We start from the raw sequence: 19300 nt of genomic DNA, 5'->3' as shown, positions 1-19300 counted from the left end.
TTATTATTAATCATCTATGGAGAGGAAGAAGAGCGTGGGAGAGAACAAGAGAGTAATATTATTTATAGTAGCGGTTTTAATACTGGGGTTGTTGGTGGGATGTAGTAGATCAAAGGAAGTAAGCTCTCAGCAATCGTATGCAAGATATAATGAAGAAACAGAGTTGTGGGAGCTAACTGAAAAAGCATTTAAAGATGCTAAGTTGCTTGATAAAGACAAGATAGATCATGATACTGCTGATGAACTATATATTGCTATGTTTGGATTTGAAAAATATAGAAGTGTAACTTACGGTATGTCAAAGCAAAACACTGATGATCCAAGGAAAAATATTACCTTCGTTGATGGTGATGGTAATAAATATTACATATTTGATACGAATGGGAAGATTGCTATAAGACAACAACCTGCATTAAATGATATTTATGATCAAGAAATTCAGCAATTCGGTGAAGAGAAATTCTATCTATGGGAAGAATTTGTTTCTTACTACATAGAAGTTTATGAAGGAATAACTGATGAAAATTATACAATTAGTGAATATAAGATAAGAAAAAATAGGTTTGGTGAGGAATCACTATTTATCCTGTTTGAAGAAGGTATATGTTTTGAGTTTAATATGAATGAATTTTCTTTTAGATATTATTCTGACGATTATTTTTGGAACTTAGCTGAAACAACTAATAATGATGAGAGCATAGATACTTCAGTACATAAAAGCAACTATACTAAAGCAGACTTGGATAAGCTTCCCTTATTCCCTCAAGTTTCAAATGATGCTTCTAATAACTTAAGTCTTTACTATCCTCAACTAGATAAAAAATATGTTGTATTGTTAGATAAAGATTCAAAAGATAATTTCAAATACTATTTAGATAAGTTTGGGATTCATCAAACACATGACTTTAGTTACGTCCAAGTAAAAGAAGAGGCAGATAAAGTTATTGTTACCTTCTATCTAGAATTTTGGCCAGTAGGAAACTGGGATTTAGTAGGGTTTGAACATGAATATAAGTGGCAAAATGGCGAATGGATTCTTATCAATGAAGATCTTGAACTCTATGATCTTGCTGGGAACTTAAAACTAGAAACAGGAAATAAAGCACAAACAAAATTGGATATTCTTTCATTGTTAGAAAATAAAATTTGGATCTATCCAGTAGATAATTTTTTAGGTGCTACCATCGAATTTGTAGGCAACGAAATGCACCAAGGTTATTATATGTCAGAGCGAGAAGTAACAGATAAATATAAGGTACAGCAAGTAAAGGATAATGTAGTGGAAATGCTGATTAATAATAAAGATAAAATGACTATTAAAGTAATAAATCAAGGAGAGAAGCTAGAGGTCAATTATAAAAATGATATCCATGAATTTATTACGGAAAGTGAATGGCTTAGAATAAAGAGTCATTAAAATGTTTGAAATATTAAGCGTATAAATTTTAAACTATTTGCAAAGCAACCAAACAATATTATGGTTGCTTTGTTTTACTATAAAGTATTTTATGTTTCTAATAGAGTCTAGAGTTAAAATTCACACAAGCCTTTAGAATTTCTAAATTTCACAGAGAAGTAAAGCTTATGGTATTTAGCGTTCACGACATTTTTCAGCATCCTCTTTAGTTTTATGAACTGTGCCATGGGGATGCTCGGGTGGTGCGTAAATAGAGTATAGTTTAAGGGGTTTACAACCTGTATTGATTAGATTATGCCATTTGCCGGCAGGTATAAATATTGCGTAGTCATCATAGACTTTTGCTTGAAAATCCAACTGATCTTTTTTGTCTCCCATTTTAACAATGCCTTGCCCTTCCTCAATACGTATGAATTGATCATGGTCGTGATGAACTTCTAAACCTATGTCATCACCAACATCAATGCTCATTAAGGTGAGTTGCAAATATTTACCTGTCCACAAAGCGATACGATAATAATCGTTTTGCTTAGTAGCCTCCTCGATATTAACTACATAGGGTTGTGGTCCATAATCCTTTAAGTCAATAAAGTGTTTTGGGGGTTCTGAAGGATACATTGGTGGTGTACCCCAATAGGGATAGGGATTATACGTGGGGGGTGTAGTCCAGTAGGGGGACCAATATGGATTATAAGGGTTATACATGTTGTTTTCTCTCCTTTCTTAGGCTTTGTTAATAGCATATGCTATAACTTTAGGAAGGTGCTAGTAGAAAGCCTATAAGTATAGCGTACATTGTTTGCGGTGTGATGTTATATTAGGGGATGCTGATAATTTTACACATCTAGCAAATTGAAGGATTTTTATATTTTCCTACAGAATGTTATAATTACGGTAATTAGAAATTAATTCATATAAAGCAAAGGAGAAGGAAAATGGCTATAGAAAAAGTTAGGGAATATTTTATGCAGTGGAATATGGAGGATAAGATCCTTGAGTTTGAAGTGTCCAGTGCCACAGTGGAATTAGCAGCTCAGGCAGCGAATTGTGAACCAAAAAGAATTGCAAAAACATTATCCTTTATGGTGAAGGACAAATGTATTTTGATTGTTACAGCAGGAGATGCAAAAATCGATAATGCAAAATATAAAGCACACTTTGGGACAAAGGCAAAGATGTTAACTTCTGACGAGGTAGTTAAGCTTGTAGGACATGCAGTAGGTGGCGTTTGTCCCTTTGGAGTGAAGGATGGCGTAATTACCTATCTCGATACATCCCTCAAAAGATTTACAACAGTTTTTCCAGCCTGTGGCAGCAGCAATAGTGCTATTGAACTTACTATTGATGAACTTGAAAAATATTCTAATGCAAATTCCTGGGTAGATGTATGTAAGGCTTGGCAGGAATAACATGTAAATAAAGCCTGCTTTTCTAATTTACCTCAAAGGAAAAGTCCTAATAGAAGCTGATATGATATGCTCCTCTAGGACTTTTTTATTGTATAAAAGTAAAAAAAGAAGGAAAAACAGCAATAAGGAAGAATAAGGTAATATAGTAATATAGTACCATATTCTCAAAATGTAGTGATTTAGATTATCATAGTTAAGCTATAAAGTTAAAACACAGTCACTAGCGTCAACTTAAGCCAGCATTTGACATTAAGAAAATTCTTCTTTATTTCAAGATCCTTCCCTATGTTAAGAGTGACAAATTGAGAGGGTTCTTGGAAATAATTAGCTTAAGTTAGCACCTATGAAAACAGAACTGAACTATAATCCTAGGGGGATATCTATGAAAAAAGTTTATGTTGGTTTTTATACACTGATGATACTTTTAAACCTCGTGCCCTTTATACCTATGTCTATCAAGGGGATTTTAGGACTGTTGTTTATAAGTATAAGTTCTGTACGACTGAGTTATAAAGCTGGGTTGATTACAGCAACATTATGGATTATGCTTGGAGTAAGGAATTTTATCTTAAATATTAACTTAGACTATGCAAATGGACTTTTGACTATGATTTTGGGATCTATACTGTACTATTCTATTGCGTATTACTTAGGAAGAACAACAGAAGCTTTGAGGGAAAAAAATCTTCAACTGGAAAATGAAGTTCAAAAAAGAAAACTTACCGAGGAACAATTAAAGAAAAAGATTATTCTTCTACAGAGTTTAATGGATGCTATACCGAATCCCATTTTTTTTATGAATTTAGAGTACAGATATACTGGTTGTAATTTGGCACTTCAAGAGGCTACAGGCTTGAAGGAAAAGGAGGTTATCGGAAAAACTGTATATGATTTATATGACTTGAAACTAGCAAATATATACCATGAGATGGATATAGAGCTTCTAAAAACCACAGGGAAACAGGTTTACGAAACAGTAATGAGGATTGTTGACGGTAGCTTAAGAAATGTTGTTGTTAATAAGGCTCTGTTTACAGATGGGATGGGGAACCCTAGTGGAATAGTAGGCGTGATAACAGATATTAGCGACAAAAAAGAAAGATACATGTTGGAGGAGCGGGTAGTAGAAAAAAGACGAATCATAGATGAGATATTAGAACAAGACAAGATGAAAACAGAATTTTTTTCAAATATTTCTCATGAGTTGAGAACCCCGTTAAATGTTATTTTGGGGTCAGTGCAGTTGATTGAAACCTATTCAAGAGATCGTGTATACTGCGAAAATCAAGGAAAAGTAATAAAAAATGTCACCATCATGAAACAAAACTGTTATAGATTACTTAGACTTGTAAATAACCTAATAGATATCACTAAGATAGATGCTTTAGCATTTGAAGTACATTTAAAGAACTGCGATGTAGTAAGGATTGTAGAGGAAATTACACTATCTGTATCTAATTACATAGAAAATAAAGGTATTCATCTTATTTTTGATACAGATATAGAAGAAAAAATAATTGCCTGTGATGATGAAAAAATAGAAAGAATTATGTTAAACCTTCTCTCTAATGCTGTGAAATTTACGCCACAGAGGGGAACAATACTGGTTAGTATTCATCATGACGATGATCATTTATACATTGAGGTAAAGGATAGTGGAAAGGGCATCCCTCCAGAAAAATTGCAAGAAGTATTCGAAAGATTTTGCCAAGTAACAGACTTGTTTTCCAGACACCATGAAGGAAGTGGTATAGGGTTGAGTCTTGTCAAAGCTCTCGTAGAAATGCACGGTGGTAAAATTAGTGCAGAAAGTGAATTAGACAAAGGTTCCACTTTTAATATACAACTACCTACAAGAGTAGTTGAGGAGGATTGGCAGTTAAGTCCACCTGCAAAGCAAGATCATGTGGAAAGAATAAATGTTGAGTTTTCAGATATTTATTCTGCTGGCTAATGCTAAGCTATTTTAGAGTATACTTTGAAATAAAACAGGCTTTGATGAAAGCATAAAAAGTAATATAGTAGATAAGGTATTGAGGCAACTAACAATTGGTCCTTGATGATGATTATAGCGTTTAAAAAAATATTGTCTATAGATGTGCACCTCTAAATTTTAGAAGCGCACATCTATATTTTGTTTATCTAAGTCACTAATTACCTGCTGGTTCTATGCTGACAATATGAGCACAGCAGATAACAATAAATTCATCTCCCCCCTGATCCAACACGATGGTATTTTCCCTAATTTCACTTATTTCGCCACGCTCTAAAGCGTTTGAAACAGTACGTATCTGAACATCTTCACCTAACTCAAAGTCCTCTGTTAACTCCAAACAAGTGCAGCCACAACCTCTTACACCCACTCTTCCTCACCACCTTTCTCATTTATTTTATGAACTATGTTTGGAAAGTGTACTACTATAACCTCGTAGTTTAAGAGGGTTTTTTGGAAGTGAATCACACCAATAAAATCGAAAGTGAATATGATGTACTAAGGAAGGGGTGTGATCATGAAAGAAAAGGTGCTAATAGGTTTACTCTGTAATAATTTAAAACCGGTATCCTTTTACAAGATAGATAAAGATTCTCCCATCAATCTTTTAAAATTCACAGTTAAAGGAATTAGCTGGACAGATCAAAAGATTAGAGGGATTATATTAAAAAATGGTGAATGGCAACAAATAACAACCGGGTTTCCTGATGTCGTTTATCATAGATGCTACACCAGCTCAACAGAAGTAACTAGCCGTTTAGAAACGGTGATAGGAAAGGGCAAGGTCTTTAACAGCTTTACTCGGTTTAATAAATATCAGATTTATTCTATTTTAAAGGAAACAAAACTGAAGGATTTGTTGATACCAACTTATCTATATAATCAAAAATTTATGCTAGTCATGTTGAAAGAAGAAGGGGCTATAATAATAAAGCCTCAAAATTCTTCATTAGGAAGCAACATCTATAAGTTTAGCCTCGAAAACAAGGAATATAAAGTGTATATGCGAAGTCCCTATCCCATGAAAATATTTAAAACTACCGAAACATTCATTGATTATGTGGAAAAATATCTGCATCTGGACAACTACATCATGCAACCCTTCATTTTTTTTAAAACTACAAACGGACGTATATTTGATATACGTATGTTAGTACAAAAAAATCATGAGGGTCTTTGGGATATAACCGAAGATATGAGCAGAATCAGCTACAAAAAACATTTTATAACCAATATAACTTATGCTATTCGCCCTGTTGAGAAGGTTCTAGAGGACATAGTAGTGAAAAAAGATATTACACATGAACTTAGGAAAGTCAGTATTCAGGTAGCAAAGACTTTAGAAAAAGAATTGTGCGTCTTAGGAGAAATCAGTGTGGATTTGGGTATTGGATTAGACAACAAACTATGGATTATCGAAGTCAATGGTAAGCCAGAGAAAACGATCTTTCAAGAAATTAGTGAGGAGGCAGTAGAAAGAGCTTTTCTTACACCACTAAGTTACGCTGCTTACTTAGCAAAAACCTAATGATAGATACAGGAGTCTCAGTAGTAGTATTTTCAGTATAAGAACTAGAGATCCAGTTAGCAATATAGCGTTTTATTTCATGAAAGATATTAAAAACACCCGCTAGGCTTCCCAAAATTAGCTGAACGGGTATTATTTTCTTTAGTAATCCTATTTTTTTTTGCCAATGTAATGTTGAAGAGCCTTTTGGTAGACGGAATAAGTTTGTTCTACCATTTTTTTTATATCAAAATTTTCTTCAGCTATTTTTCTTGCTAAGCTTCTCGCTCGTGTAAGTTGGTTACGATGTTTGTGAAAATGTAATATATCATTAGCTATTGTAGAAATACTGAGCTCTGAGTATCCGTGCTTTAGTGAACCACTGAGCTGGGGCTGTCTGCCCTTTTCAAACCAACTTTCCTGAACCATTCCTCCATAACCTTGAGCAATTAAAAAACCTACATTTCCACAAGCCATCGCCTCTCTAAGGGCTCGCCCTCGACCGAATACAATATGACTCCACTGTAGATAAGGTAAGGGGTCATGGACCCAACCACAGACATTCAGCCTACTAGTATCTGCACCTACAGCATAACCAATAATCTTGGTCTCTATAGGAATGCCTCTTTGTTGGAGGATATGGATTGCTTTGGCTAAACAACTGACTCCACTTGCGGCTGCACCACTAGTTCTACCCATCCATATGATACGTAAGGGTCCACCTACCGTTTTATTGCTGTAAGGCTTGTAGTAGTCTACATCAATACCATTAAATATTGTATAAAGTTTTTCTTGGAAATCTTTACCTACAGACTTTCCTGCTTCTGGGCCAACGGCAATTATGTACTCTGCCTGTGCGATTGTATTAGGGTAAAGCTTATTCCAATCCAATACACTATGAAGTGTTACTATGAAAGGGATATTAAGCTTCTTAGAAACCTGTACCGTAGTGGGAAAAACCAGAGGTGAATGAGCATGTATCAAATCTATGTGTTTGCAGCTGATTTGTTGTAATAAATGCTCATCAGATTCATAAAAGAAATGATTGATACCATTTAGAGATTCTTCCATATTTTGCAGGTCTTCTTTCGTTGATTTAAACATGCGTATGGTTTTTGAATTATGGATGAATCCTACAGTGACTTGAACACCATGTTTTTGCATAGATAAAGCTAATTCTCGGACATGGGTGAATACACCACACTTTGCAATGATGGATAGAAGCAAAACTTCCATAAACAAACACCTCCCTATACTTTACAACCTTTACTATTTATAATATGGAGAAATATATTGATGGTGTATAGATATTTATTAAAGATTTAAAGGCAGTACTGCAATGATAAATATAGAAATGATTTTAAACTCAGCTGAGCTTCATAGAAAATATCTATACACACATATATCATAATAGAAAACATCGATTAGATATTAGACATGTTAAGTGTTAGAATTATAGAGAATTGACAAAATATGAGCTTTTTAAAGTTAAAGGTGTTGAAATGAGCAGTCGTGGGATTAGAAAAATAAACCCTTTTATTACAAAGGAGGTCTACATTGAGTACAAAAATTAGTATTATCTCTGGCTTTTTAGGAGCTGGGAAGACTACATTTTTAAGAAAAGTTATTCCCAACATGGAGGGTAAGACAGTTTTAATCGAAAATGAATTTGGTAATGTTGGAATTGACGGAGATTTGATGGAAGGTCAGCTTCCTATTAAAGAAATCTATGCTGGGTGCATCTGTTGCAGCGTCGTACAGGATTTTAAGAAAGCTATAGAAGAACTGACCTTAGAATATAGACCGGACCATATATTGATAGAACCCTCAGGTGTGGGAAGTCTCTCGGATATTGTAAAGGTTTGTAGCAAACTTTCTGAGAAGCCTAGTATGGGTATCAGCGTCCATCAATTAATTACGATTGTAGATGTAAGTGCATTTGACGATTATTTAGAAAGCTTTGGTGCATTTTATTTAGATCAAATAAGAAATGCACATATCATTTTTCTAAGCCATTTTGATAAATTGGATCATGAAGAAGTAGAAAAAGTCATTTCTCAAATAAGATTAAACAATCCCACAGCCTTTATTTTAAAGGAAGATTGGTATGGTTATGATGGAGAAAAAATCATTGAGATATTAAATACTGTTGAAAATTGCAGTGTTGATCCCAAGGAGAAGTCCCTATTAAGTCCTGCCAGTAGGATGTTTGGTACTTTCTCCATAGTGAGTCCAAGAGTTTTTTCTGAAGAAGAGTTGAATAACCTACTAATTGCTTTAAAAAATAAGGAATACGGTGGTATTTTGAGAGCAAAAGGAATCTTAGAACTTGATTCTAAGAGATTTGTTCACTTTGATTTTACACCACACCATCATTACTGGAAATATTTAGAAAATACTAAACAAACAAAAGTAGCTGTTATTGGCAGCAATTTAAATAAAGAAAAAATAGCCGAAGAGTTTCAACAATAGTTTGGAGGCGTTGGCATGAGTAAAATGATTGATTTTGAATGTACCTATGATAACTCTGTAGGTATGAGCAAAGAGATCGCAGAAAAAACTAGTTTGAAGTTTCCCCAAGCCTATAAAAGCTGGGATAGCATGGCTCAGCTGGCCATTGCTGTAAAAGAGCGGGATCATGCAAGTTTTTGTGAACTGCCCTTTTGCCATACCCTTGAGGGGGAAGCCTTGGGTGGAAATATTAACTATGGAGATGAAAACATAGGACCAAGAGCAAAGGACTATATTTGCACTACTGCTGAGGAGATATTAAATTTACCTGAAATTGATTATACAATAGGCCGTATAGCAGAAGTTTTAAAAGCCTGCAAGTATTTAAGAGAAGAAGGGGAAAATGTAGTCCTATATATTTCAGGTCCTTTTACCATCATGAATGTTTTAATTGATCCACGCCATATCTTTAAAATATTTAAAAAAAATCCTGAAGCCATGAAGGCCATTTTAGATAAATTTCGAAGTGAAATACTACGCTTTGTAAAAGAAGCTGAAAAATCAGGGGTCAATATGATTAGTTATGGGGATTCAACCGGGGGGTTAAACATTTTAGGTCCTAAGCTTGCAGAAAAAGTGGTAGAAATCTTTACTTATCCACTGTTTAAAAGTATAGAAGAAAGCCTTAGGGATGAAACCATTGTACTACTTTGTCCCAAAACTACTTTTGCACTTCTAGGAACAGATAAAGCACAATGGGAGGACATAAACTTAGGTACTCCAATGAAGTATCCTGAAGCCTGTGTAAAAATTATTGGTCAGACAAAATTTGTTGGACAAATGTGTATTAAAAACAAAGAATTTACGCTAAAAAATGGGATAATAAAAACCGTTAAATTGGCTTAAGTGTTTTATCATTAGTGGAACCTATAGAGGAGGATATTACAATGCATAAAGATGATCAAATGACACCAAATGAGCGTTTAGGAGCATTTATGACTGGAAAGCCTATGGACAGGATACTAGCCATGCCGGTCCTATGCTCGATGTCCGGACTAGGTTTAGGAATCACCCATAAAGAAAAAAGAATGAGTGCTGTAAACGAATCTAAGGCACAGGTGGCCTGCTATGAAAGGTTTGGGAATGATTTAACCATCATTGAGTATGGATTACATGGGGTTGGTGGGGCTTTAGGCAGTCAGATGAGTGACCCTGAAGATTCAATACCAGCTATTATGAAATATGCCTTAGAGAATCTAAATGATGTAGATCAGCTGGATATGTCAAAACTAGAGCTGAAAAACGATAAAAAGCTACAATTGCATATAGAAGCTACCAAAATTTTAATTGATCAAGTAGGAAAAGAGGTTCCAACAGGGGTTTTAATATCTGGCCCTTTTACTGCCGCCGCAAGTATCTATCAAACAGAAAATTTGCTAAGGGCAACGAAAAAAAACCCTGAAAAATTGCATCAATTAATCAATTTCTGTAATGAAGGATTAAAAATGATTTATAGAGAGTTTATAAAAGAAGGAGCTGTGATCCTACTATGTGATCCCATTGCATCCGGGACTATTCTTCATCGAAAACAATATTTAGAATTTGTGTTGCCTTATACCATAGATTTAATGAAGGATATTCACGATGCCAAGGGCATGGTTTGTTATCATATCTGTGGAGATACAACTTCCATCGTAGGAGATATGGTGACATCAGGCTGTGATATGCTCAGTATCGACAACAGAGTAGACTTAGCCTATACAAAGCAGGTGGCAGGAAGTAAAGTGCCTATCCTTGGAAACGTAGACCCAGTAGAGGTGTTGTATCTAGGAAACACCAATGATGTAGACCTAGCGGTGAAGGATTGTATTCAAAAAGCCTATGATAGTCCTTGTGGATATATTTTGGCATCAGGATGTGACCTTTCGGGGGATGTTCCTCTAGAAAATATTGACCAATTTATGGCTTCTGCTAGAAAGTATGGAAAGTGGCCGTTAGACCCAAAAAATTTCATCTAAAAATCAACTAATAATAAATTGGAGGGAAAAAAGATGCCAGCATCAAAGGAAGAATTACTAAAAAGATTATCAGAAGGTGTAGTGAATATGGAGGAAGAAGATGTCATTGAGGCATGTAATGAATATATAGCAGCAGGATATACAATATTTGACGGGATCATGGAGGGGCTTGTGGATGGTATGAACCGTGCAAGCCAACTGTTTGAAGAAGAAGAATACTTTGTTACGGATGTATTGCTATGTTCCGATGCTATGTATGAAGGGTTAGCAGTTTTAAGACCGCATCTTCCTGCAGAGGAGGCAGAAAAGGAAAAGATAAAAGGTGTGATTGGGGTAGTAGAAGGAGATACCCATGATATTGGAAAGAATCTAGTGAAAATCATGTTAGAGACAGCTGGATTTGAGATGCTTGACTTGGGAAGAGATGTTCCACTACAGCATTTTGTTGATAAGGCCAAAGAAGTGAATGCTTCCTTTGTATGTATGTCAACATTGATGACCACAACAATGGGTGGTATGGGCAAGGTGATAGAACTGCTGAAGGAAGCAGACTTAAAAGAACAAGTAAAAGTGCTAATAGGTGGGGGACCAATTTCAAAAAAGTATGCTGATACCATCGGTGCAGATGGTTACGCTTCTAATGCAGTTGAAGCAGTGAAAACGGTAAAAAACCTGCTGGATATAGCATAGAAAGAGGTGAAAACTATGTTATCGCCAAAGGAACGGTTAAATAGGGTCCTCAACAGAGAAGGTGTTGATCGACCACCATGTATTTGTCCTGGAGGCATGATGAATATGGTGACAACAGAGTTAATAGAAGAGGTTGAAATAACCTTTCCACAGGCCCATATGAATGCAGAGATGATGGCGGATTTGGCAACGGCAGTATATGAGAAGGGCTGCTTTGAAAACTATGGTGTGCCCTTCTGCATGACCATCGAAGCAGAAGACTTTGGAGCAAAGGTAGATATGGGGACAAACATTTATGAGCCTCATGTAGTTGAATATATGATGAGTTCTGTGAAGGAATGGAAAAAAGTTTCTAAAATTAATTTTCAGCAGGGAAGAGCAAAAGTAGTGCTTGATGCCATTAAATTGTTGAAGTCAAAGGATAGGGGTGTACCCATCATAGGCAATCTAACTGGCCCTATTAGCGTAGCAAGCTCCATCATGGAACCGGTTGTTTTTTATAAAGAATTAAGAAAGAAAAATGATGAGGCACATGAATTTATTGATTTTGTTACAGATCAACTGATTTTATTTGCAAAAAAGCAGATAGAAGCAGGAGCAGATATTATTGGGATTTCCGATCCAAGCGGCACCGGTGAAATTTTAGGGCCAAAGCTGTTTCAAGAATTTGCTGTGAAATATATCAATAAAATTGTTGAAGTTGTACAAAAAGAAAATATAGGAACTATTGTGCATATATGCGGGCGAATGAAGAATGTCTATGGGGAAGTAAACGAAATAAAAAGTGATGTTCTAAGCTTTGATTCCATCGTCAGTATGAAGGAAGCAAAAGAGAATCTACCGGAGAGATTGCTAATGGGGAACGTCAGTACTTATACCATTGAATTCGGCGAACCTAGGAAGGTCACTGAGTTAACACAAAAATGTGTAAAAGACGGAGCAAATATCCTATCCCCTGCATGTGGTCTTGGGATGAAGTCTCCATTAAAGAATGTAAGATCAATGTTAGCATCCTTAAAAAAAGGAGATGCCATCATCGATGCCTAAGATTTTTATTAAGAATAAAAACAAAACCATTGAATATGTGCCGAATAAAGATTTATTACAGCTATTACTAGAAAATGAAGTTTTTGTGGATAACCCCTGTAATGGAAAAGGTTCCTGCGGAAAATGTAAAATCAGGCTTTTAGAAGGAAAACTACCTGCTATCTCGGAGACAGAAGAGAAGTTTCTGAAACAAGAAGAAATCCATACTGGTATAAGACTATCCTGTCTTGTAGTACCACAAGAAGACATTACAATAGAAGTCTTACAAAGAGAAAGAAAGCATGAGATTCTTACCAAGGGGTATCTACCTAAATTCAGCTTTCATCCTGCGATCCATAAAAAAGTTTTCCAAATAGAAAAACCAACTTTAGAGAAGCAAGATTCCTTTGAGGATGCCCTATGTGCTACACTAGGCATCCAAAAACTTGATTGGCGATTATTGCAACATGAAATTGCCTACGGAAAAGTCACTGGGGTTTTTCACCATGATGACCTCATTGGTATCGAGTCTGGTGATACTACCCATTCTCTTTATGGCATTGCCATTGATATTGGAACCACCACCCTTGTAGCGGCATTAATTGATATAAAGACAGGTGAGGAAGTGGCTACAGCCTCCATGATTAATCCTCAAAAACAGTTTGGTCTTGATGTTCTTACTAGGATTACTTATGAGTTGGAGAATCCAAAGGATGCAAAAACAAAGTTGCAGCATGCAATTGTTAAGGGAATCAATGAAATGATTGAAGACCTATGCAATCAATCTGAAATAAATAAAAGCAACATTTATGAGATTGCTGTGGCAGCAAACTGTACAATGATGCATTTTCTTTTAGGAATCGATGCCACATCCATCGGAAGGTCTCCCTACGCTCCAGTTTTTGTAAAATCAAAAAATATATTAGCCCAAGATGTTGGTTTAAGGGCAGCACAGGGGACAAGACTTTATTGCCTTCCATCGGTTTCATCCTATATCGGGGCAGATATTGTAGCAGGCGCTTATGTATGTGAACTTCATAAGGCAAAGGAAAACATTCTATTTATAGATATTGGAACAAATGGAGAGATCGTTTTATCCAATCATGGAAAATTATTATCCTGTTCCTGTGCTGCAGGTCCTGCCTTAGAGGGGATGAATATTACTTCTGGTATGAGGGCCGCAGAGGGTGCAATTGAAGAGGTAAACATCACTGAAGCTGGAATTGAACTTAAAGTTATAGGCAATGCAGAACCCGTAGGAATATGTGGCAGTGGCATATTATCTGTTATCAAGGAATTGATCCGTGTAGGACTTGTAAAAAAAGACGGGGCATTTATAAAGAAAGAAAAACTAGAAGAGTCAGATTATCGCTATGAGATGATTCAAGTAGATGGGAAAAAGCGAGCCTTCCTTTTAAAGGATGGTGCTGAAGAACTGTTAATTACCCAAGGGGATGTCCGTCAGGTGCAATTAGCAAAGGGTGCTATCCTCTCAGGTTTTTATGCTCTACTAAAACAGGCAAATATAGCTATGCATCAACTTGATAAGGTGATGATCGCAGGGCAGTTTGGAGCACATCTACCAGCAGAGAGTTTAGTAGGAACAGGAATTTTGCCAGAAGAAGTCAAGGAGAAAATAACCTATGTAGGAAATGCTTCTAAAACAGGGGCCTATATGGCATTAATGTCTGCAGAAGCAAGAAAAGAAATTGAAGAATTAGCAAATAAAATGGATTATATGGAACTGGGAGCATCAGAAGGATATGAGCGATTGTTTACTCAGTGTCTCTTATTTTCCATTTAAAGTTTATATTTTTAACTATAAAGACCTAAAACCTCTATATTACTAGTATGGAGGTTTTAGGTCTATTTATCTGGATTTTTCTTGCAGGGTTAAGCCTTTACCTCTGAGCATCTGTTTCCCCGATGTTTCAGCTTGCTGGACTTACTGCCAAACCCCTATTTGTCTAAGTTTTTTGTACCTAGTATCCAGTAATTCTACAGTATTCATTTTTCTAAGGGTTTTTAATTCTTTGGAGATATATTGCTTGATATTATTTGCTGTATAATCTATGTCTTTATGAGCACCGCCCAAAGGTTCTTTAACGATAGCATCTATAACATTTAAAGAGAGTAAGTTTTGAGCGGTTAATTTCATAATATCAGCTGCTTTTTCTGCAAGGGTGGCATCTTTCCAGAGGATACTAGAAAGACCTTCAGGGGATATTACAGAGTATATAGCGTGTTCCAACATGCAAACTCGATCTGCAACACCAAGTGCCAAAGCACCGCCGCTGCCACCTTCCCCTATGACGACGGAGAGGGTAGGGGTTTTTAACCTGCTCATTTCCAACAAGTTCATAGCGATAGCTTCCCCCTGACCCCTTTCCTCAGCAGCTAAGCCACAATAAGCACCTGGTGTGTCAATAAAGGTTATAACAGGTCTTTTAAACTTTTCTGCCTGCTTCATTAGTCTTAAGGCTTTTCTGTATCCCTCTGGATGGGGCATACCAAAGTTTCTTTTAACATTTTCATTTGTATCTTTACCTTTTTGATGACCTATTACTGTTACAGGCAGTCCTTCAAAGATTCCGATTCCTGCTACGATGGATTTGTCGTCTCCATAAAATCGATCTCCATGAAACTCTGTAAAGTCAGTAATGAGTCTTTCAATATAATCTAAAGATTTTGGCCTTTCCTGAAGTCGTGCTAATTTTACTTTTTGCCATGCACTTAGATTTTCATAAACTTCCTTTCTCATCACTTCTAGCTTTTTTGTCAGCACCTCAAGCTCATGAGATAGATTGATATTATTTTTGTCTGCAAAACTTTTTAATTCATTAATTTTTCCTTCAAGCTCATGAATGGGTTTTTCAAACTCCAAAATATTAAGCATCTATTTGTTCACCGCCTACTGCGTGGATTTTTAAAATTTTAGATAGAACACTTCGCATATCTTTTCTATCTACGATTTTATCAACAAAGCCCTTTGCTTTTAAAAACTCAGCCTTTTGAAATCCTTCGGGAAGTTTCTGTCTAATGGTCTGTTCAATCACTCTAGGACCTGCAAACCCAATAAGAGCTCCAGGCTCAGCAAGAATAATATCTCCTAACATAGCAAAACTAGCAGTAACGCCGCCTGTGGTTGGATCAGTTAGGACAGAAATATACAATAATCCTTCTTCCGATAACCTAGCTAAAGCCGCTGATGTTTTAGCCATCTGCATTAAGGACAAAATTCCCTCCTGCATCCTAGCACCACCAGAGGCACAAAAAATAATAACAGGGAGTTTATTTTCAATAGCCTTTTCAATAGCTCTTGTGATTTTTTCTCCTACTACAGAACCCATACTGCCCATAATGAAGTTAGGGTCCATTACACAGAGGATACAGGATCGTCCTTGAATTTTTCCTTCACCTGTAATTACCACTTCGTTTTCATTGGTATTGGTCATGGCTGCTGTAACCTTGTTGGCATAATCGGGAAAATTTAAGGGATCTGCTGATTTTAATTCTATATCATATTCAACAAATGTACCCTCGTCTATTAATTCCTTGATTCTATCTCTAGCCCCTATCCCTTTAAGTTTTTCAACCTTTTGTGAGCTTACTGGAGCTGGCTTTGTAGTATTAGTAGATGTGGACTTTTTTTTCTGTTGCTGGTCGGAGACAACAATAGGTGCATATTTTTTTTTGCTGAAGAGGTCCTTTAACATTCTATTACCTCCATTCCCGTAGGCTTATTATTAGAAAATTCTTTATCTATAAAGGAAGTATCTAATTTATTTTCTTGGAAATTTTTATTGTTTATTATTTGCTTTTGAAATTCAATATTTGTACTAATACCAGTAATTGCAATTTCATCTAAAGCTCTTCGCATTCTATCTATAGCTTCATTTCTATCTTTTCCCCACACGATAAGTTTACCGATCATGGAATCATAGGTAGGGGGGATTCTATAACCACTGTAGATATGGCTATCCATTCTAACACCATAACCACCGGGAGGAAAATATCCCTCTATCTCACCGGGAGAAGGTCTAAAGTCCTCGTTAGGATCTTCTGCATTTATTCTACATTCAATAGCGTGGCCATTGATGAGGATTTCCTTCTGTGTCACACTTAATTTTTCACCATAGCTTATTCTGATTTGTTCTTTTATTAAGTCTATACCAGTTACCATCTCAGTTACAGGGTGTTCCACCTGTATTCTTGTATTCATCTCTATGAAATAAAAATTGTTATATTTATCCAACAAAAATTCTATTGTTCCAGCGTTTGTATAATTAACGGATTTAGCTGCTCTAAGAGCCATTTCCCCCATTTTACTTCTCAAATTTTCATCTATGACGGCAGAAGGAGCTTCTTCTAAAACCTTTTGATTTCTTCTTTGTATACTACAGTCTCTTTCTCCAAGATGAATTACATTACCGTGATGGTCTGCTAATATCTGAAACTCTACATGTCTAGGTTCTTCTATAAACTTTTCCACATACATAGCATCATCGTTAAAGGCTGTAGCAGATTCTGTCTTTGCCATGTTGAATTTTTCAATAAATTCTTTTTCCAAATGTACGATTCTCATTCCTCTGCCACCACCACCGCTAACAGCTTTTATGATAACAGGAAATCCGATAGCTTTGGCCACTTCGAAGGCCTCCTCAGCTTTATTTGTAGAACCTTCAGAACCAGGGACAACGGGTACACCAGCTTCTATCATTGTTTTTTTAGCTTCAGACTTGTTTCCCATTTTCTCCATATGTTCTTTAGAGGGGCCAATAAACTTGATGTCATTTAGCTGACATGCCTCTACTAATTTAGAGTTCTCTGAGAGGAATCCGTAACCTGGATGTATGGCTTCACATTTTGTAATAAGGGCTGCACTTATTATGTTATCGATATTTAAATAACTTTTTTTGGATGTGGCAGGCCCTATACAAATTGCCTTATCTGCCATATGCACATGGGCAGAATCTCCGTCGATTTCTGAGTAAACAGCTACAGTTTCTATTCCCATATCTTTGCAGGCCCGGATGATTCTAAGCGCTATTTCCCCTCTATTAGCAATAAGTATTCTTTTAAACATCCTAGTACCTCCTGATTTTCATTAAAGGTTGGCCGTATTCAACGATATCCTCGTTTTCTACCAATATTTCTATAATTTCACCTTCTGATTCGCATTGTATTTCATTCATCATTTTCATAGCCTCAATAATGCATAAGGTCTGACCTTTTTCTACTTTATCCCCTGGTTTTACAAAAGATGGAGCATCGGGGCTAGGTTTTTCATAGAAAGTACCTACCATAGAGGATTTTACTGTATAAATATTTTCATCCTCATTTAAAGGCTTATTATATTCTATATTATTTTCTTCAATTTCTACATCTGTAGGTACTACCTGTACTTTGTTTGTTTCTGTAACAATGGCTGAAGAGGCATTCTTATCTGTAGACCTTTTATCAATCTTTATCTTAATATCACTTTTTTCTATTTCTACTGTCTGTATGCTGGTTTTGTCTATTGTCAAAATTAATTCCTTAATTTCTTTCATATCCATAGTTTATAAAACCTCCTTAAGTTTATGTTATCATATGTAAGAGACTTAATTTTTATTAATACATTATCACCTGGTACTAATACTTGATATTATACCATAAACATAGGGGGAAGTGCAAGTTTAAAGCATTGGGAGGTTTATAAGATAAATTCTTCTAAGCCCTAAAAAAGCATTTAGAATTTGGTGTACTTATTAGCTTGCCATAAAAAGCAAAAAATAAAAATAGGAATTCCTGTTGATATATGCAGGTTGATTCCTATTTTTATTTTATAAACATTCTATTGTATACTGTCTCCGCTGCTTAATAATCATTAAGATGCTTTGGCAGTAATTTCTTCATAACTCCATTCCATTGTTGGTTTTCTTAATATGCCAAAGTTACCATTTATTAAACCTTCTTGAAATCTCTCAAGAGCAGCGCTGCTTTCTTTACCTGGAATGCTACTTTTCACAAAAGCATCTCTATATTCTTTTTGTAATTCAGTTAATTCTTCAACTTTCTCTACAACTTTTCTTATTACGCCAAAGTTACTGCTTTTTAAAGCTTCTTGAAATCTCTCAAGAGCAACACCATTTTCTTTACCTGGGATACTGTTTTTTGTAAAAATAGAAGCATATTCTTGAAGCAATGTATCCTTTACTATATAATCTTTGTTTTGTTTTTCACACATATTGACGAGTCCTCCTTTAGATGTTTGGGTGAATTTTTAGTAATAGCTTATGACTAGAAGTCTTTTTTGGCTATTTTTATTTATGCTTTAAAGCAATTATAAGCTGAAATTCAGCTAATTTAAGAAAATTTTGAGAAAACAATTTTTTCTCTGTTCTTTCCACAGAACTATCATAATATATTGTTATAAAAATATCAAACTCGACAAAACTCGACAAAAGCTACTTATGAAAGATTATCTCTGTATACATAATACAATCTACGAAATGCTCATCCGCAGAGAAATTTTATCTAATATTTTAAAAGGCGCCTAATCAAAGGTTTAGAAAAACTAGAGACTTATTTCCTGCGTTTTTAAGAAGGAAATAACAAATGAAATTTTTCCTTTTTTAGAAGATAAGAAGATTTACTATATTTATAAATTTGGTAATTATTGAAAAAATTAATGAGCTATAGTTATATAATCAATATTATCAATTAGCAAGTTGGTTATAACTGTGATAACTTTAAATGGTCCCTCATAAAAATTATCATGTAGAAGCAGCAGAAAAGGGAGGAATT

At 35.4% G+C, this 19300-nt stretch carries 18 protein-coding genes; 10 read left to right on the top strand and 8 right to left on the bottom strand.

What is annotated here, in order from left to right:
* The first annotated feature begins 34 nt into the window (after nt 1-34).
* Nucleotides 35-1417: a hypothetical protein gene (locus CACET_RS11080; protein WP_044824996.1), complete on the top strand. Its 1383-nt coding sequence runs from the start codon at nt 35-37 to the stop codon at nt 1415-1417.
* A 174-nt stretch (nt 1418-1591) separates the two neighbouring features.
* Here the strand turns inward: CACET_RS11080 and CACET_RS11075 are convergent, their stop codons facing one another.
* A complete protein-coding gene (locus CACET_RS11075; protein ID WP_044824997.1) occupies nt 1592-2122 on the bottom strand; it encodes a cupin domain-containing protein in 531 nt (176 codons plus the stop codon).
* A gap of 230 nt (nt 2123-2352) precedes the next feature.
* On the opposite strand from CACET_RS11075, the gene CACET_RS11070 reads away from it, so the two are divergent.
* Both CACET_RS11070 and CACET_RS11065 read left to right on the top strand, forming a co-directional pair.
* Nucleotides 2353-2826, top strand: coding sequence for a YbaK/EbsC family protein (locus CACET_RS11070; protein WP_044824998.1), 474 nt, complete (start codon nt 2353-2355; stop codon nt 2824-2826).
* A 382-nt stretch (nt 2827-3208) separates the two neighbouring features.
* The gene (locus tag CACET_RS11065; RefSeq protein WP_052661446.1) at nt 3209-4780 is read left to right on the top strand and encodes a sensor histidine kinase; all 1572 of its coding nucleotides are present in this window, start codon (nt 3209-3211) and stop codon (nt 4778-4780) included.
* A gap of 196 nt (nt 4781-4976) precedes the next feature.
* Here CACET_RS11065 and CACET_RS11060 read toward each other — a convergent pair whose 3' ends face one another.
* A complete protein-coding gene (locus CACET_RS11060) occupies nt 4977-5189 on the bottom strand; it encodes a hypothetical protein (RefSeq protein ID WP_044824999.1) in 213 nt (70 codons plus the stop codon).
* A 147-nt stretch (nt 5190-5336) separates the two neighbouring features.
* On the opposite strand from CACET_RS11060, the gene CACET_RS11055 reads away from it, so the two are divergent.
* Entirely contained in the window at nt 5337-6347 is a 1011-nt protein-coding gene (locus CACET_RS11055; protein ID WP_044825000.1) for a YheC/YheD family protein, read from the top strand.
* A 150-nt stretch (nt 6348-6497) separates the two neighbouring features.
* On the opposite strand, the gene CACET_RS11050 is transcribed toward CACET_RS11055, so the two are convergent.
* Entirely contained in the window at nt 6498-7562 is a 1065-nt protein-coding gene (locus tag CACET_RS11050; RefSeq protein ID WP_044825001.1) for a glycosyltransferase family 4 protein, read from the bottom strand.
* A 321-nt stretch (nt 7563-7883) separates the two neighbouring features.
* Here CACET_RS11050 and CACET_RS11045 point away from each other — a divergent pair, with 321 nt between their 5' ends.
* Genes CACET_RS11045 through CACET_RS11020 form a run of 6 tightly spaced genes read left to right on the top strand, consistent with a single transcriptional unit; the run spans nt 7884 to nt 14315 of the window.
* Complete coding sequence (locus CACET_RS11045; protein WP_044825002.1) at nt 7884-8798, top strand: CobW family GTP-binding protein; 915 nt, start codon at nt 7884-7886, stop codon at nt 8796-8798.
* A 15-nt stretch (nt 8799-8813) separates the two neighbouring features.
* Nucleotides 8814-9683, top strand: a complete 870-nt coding sequence (locus tag CACET_RS11040; RefSeq protein ID WP_044825003.1) for a methylcobamide--CoM methyltransferase — start codon at nt 8814-8816, stop codon at nt 9681-9683.
* A gap of 41 nt (nt 9684-9724) precedes the next feature.
* Nucleotides 9725-10795 (top strand): uroporphyrinogen decarboxylase family protein, encoded by a 1071-nt coding sequence (locus CACET_RS11035; RefSeq protein WP_044825004.1) that lies wholly within the window; start codon nt 9725-9727, stop codon nt 10793-10795.
* A gap of 33 nt (nt 10796-10828) precedes the next feature.
* Nucleotides 10829-11485, top strand: a complete 657-nt coding sequence (locus CACET_RS11030) for a corrinoid protein (RefSeq protein ID WP_044825005.1) — start codon at nt 10829-10831, stop codon at nt 11483-11485.
* A gap of 15 nt (nt 11486-11500) precedes the next feature.
* Nucleotides 11501-12532, top strand: coding sequence for a methylcobamide:CoM methyltransferase MtbA (locus CACET_RS11025; RefSeq protein ID WP_044825006.1), 1032 nt, complete (start codon nt 11501-11503; stop codon nt 12530-12532).
* On the top strand, nt 12525-14315 hold the full coding sequence (locus CACET_RS11020) for an ASKHA domain-containing protein (protein WP_044825007.1): 1791 nt from the start codon (nt 12525-12527) through the stop codon (nt 14313-14315). The genes CACET_RS11025 and CACET_RS11020 overlap by 8 nt, the downstream gene beginning before the upstream one ends.
* Nucleotides 14316-14456: 141 nt before the next feature.
* Here the strand turns inward: CACET_RS11020 and CACET_RS11015 are convergent, their stop codons facing one another.
* The 5 genes from CACET_RS11015 to CACET_RS10995 all read right to left on the bottom strand — a co-directional run bounded on the left by CACET_RS11015 (nt 14457) and on the right by CACET_RS10995 (nt 18740).
* Entirely contained in the window at nt 14457-15407 is a 951-nt protein-coding gene (locus tag CACET_RS11015; RefSeq protein WP_044825008.1) for an acetyl-CoA carboxylase carboxyltransferase subunit alpha, read from the bottom strand.
* The gene (accD, locus tag CACET_RS11010; RefSeq protein WP_044825009.1) at nt 15400-16227 is read right to left on the bottom strand and encodes an acetyl-CoA carboxylase, carboxyltransferase subunit beta; all 828 of its coding nucleotides are present in this window, start codon (nt 16225-16227) and stop codon (nt 15400-15402) included. Before accD ends, CACET_RS11015 begins: the two co-directional genes overlap by 8 nt.
* Nucleotides 16221-17597, bottom strand: a complete 1377-nt coding sequence (locus tag CACET_RS11005) for an acetyl-CoA carboxylase biotin carboxylase subunit (RefSeq protein WP_044825010.1) — start codon at nt 17595-17597, stop codon at nt 16221-16223. Before CACET_RS11005 ends, accD begins: the two co-directional genes overlap by 7 nt.
* A 1-nt stretch (nt 17598) precedes the next feature.
* Nucleotides 17599-18069, bottom strand: a complete 471-nt coding sequence (accB, locus tag CACET_RS11000) for an acetyl-CoA carboxylase biotin carboxyl carrier protein (protein WP_044825011.1) — start codon at nt 18067-18069, stop codon at nt 17599-17601.
* 311 nt (nt 18070-18380) lie between these two features.
* Nucleotides 18381-18740, bottom strand: a complete 360-nt coding sequence (locus CACET_RS10995; RefSeq protein ID WP_044825012.1) for a hypothetical protein — start codon at nt 18738-18740, stop codon at nt 18381-18383.
* Between the last annotated feature and the right edge of the window lie 560 nt (nt 18741-19300).

This window comes from Clostridium aceticum (assembly GCF_001042715.1).
GTDB classification, from domain to species: Bacteria; Bacillota; Clostridia; order Peptostreptococcales; family Natronincolaceae; genus Andreesenella; species Andreesenella acetica.
The sequence above is the reverse complement of the archived record's forward strand: the minus strand, read 5'-3'. Positions and strand labels throughout refer to the sequence as shown.

Excerpts from the sequence above, each read along its gene's own strand:
- CACET_RS11025 (WP_044825006.1), top strand. The coding sequence starts at position 11,501 with ATGTTATCGCCAAAGGAACGGTTAAATAGGGTCCTCAACAGAGAAGGT.
- CACET_RS11050 (WP_044825001.1), bottom strand. The coding sequence starts at position 7,562 with ATGGAAGTTTTGCTTCTATCCATCATTGCAAAGTGTGGTGTATTCACC.
- CACET_RS11020 (WP_044825007.1), top strand. The coding sequence starts at position 12,525 with ATGCCTAAGATTTTTATTAAGAATAAAAACAAAACCATTGAATATGTG.
- CACET_RS11075 (WP_044824997.1), bottom strand. The coding sequence starts at position 2,122 with ATGTATAACCCTTATAATCCATATTGGTCCCCCTACTGGACTACACCC.
- CACET_RS11035 (WP_044825004.1), top strand. The coding sequence starts at position 9,725 with ATGCATAAAGATGATCAAATGACACCAAATGAGCGTTTAGGAGCATTT.
- accB (WP_044825011.1), bottom strand. The coding sequence starts at position 18,069 with ATGGATATGAAAGAAATTAAGGAATTAATTTTGACAATAGACAAAACC.
- CACET_RS11040 (WP_044825003.1), top strand. The coding sequence starts at position 8,814 with ATGAGTAAAATGATTGATTTTGAATGTACCTATGATAACTCTGTAGGT.
- CACET_RS11070 (WP_044824998.1), top strand. The coding sequence starts at position 2,353 with ATGGCTATAGAAAAAGTTAGGGAATATTTTATGCAGTGGAATATGGAG.
- accD (WP_044825009.1), bottom strand. The coding sequence starts at position 16,227 with ATGTTAAAGGACCTCTTCAGCAAAAAAAAATATGCACCTATTGTTGTC.
- CACET_RS11005 (WP_044825010.1), bottom strand. The coding sequence starts at position 17,597 with ATGTTTAAAAGAATACTTATTGCTAATAGAGGGGAAATAGCGCTTAGA.
- CACET_RS11030 (WP_044825005.1), top strand. The coding sequence starts at position 10,829 with ATGCCAGCATCAAAGGAAGAATTACTAAAAAGATTATCAGAAGGTGTA.
- CACET_RS10995 (WP_044825012.1), bottom strand. The coding sequence starts at position 18,740 with ATGTGTGAAAAACAAAACAAAGATTATATAGTAAAGGATACATTGCTT.
- CACET_RS11015 (WP_044825008.1), bottom strand. The coding sequence starts at position 15,407 with ATGCTTAATATTTTGGAGTTTGAAAAACCCATTCATGAGCTTGAAGGA.
- CACET_RS11055 (WP_044825000.1), top strand. The coding sequence starts at position 5,337 with ATGAAAGAAAAGGTGCTAATAGGTTTACTCTGTAATAATTTAAAACCG.
- CACET_RS11065 (WP_052661446.1), top strand. The coding sequence starts at position 3,209 with ATGAAAAAAGTTTATGTTGGTTTTTATACACTGATGATACTTTTAAAC.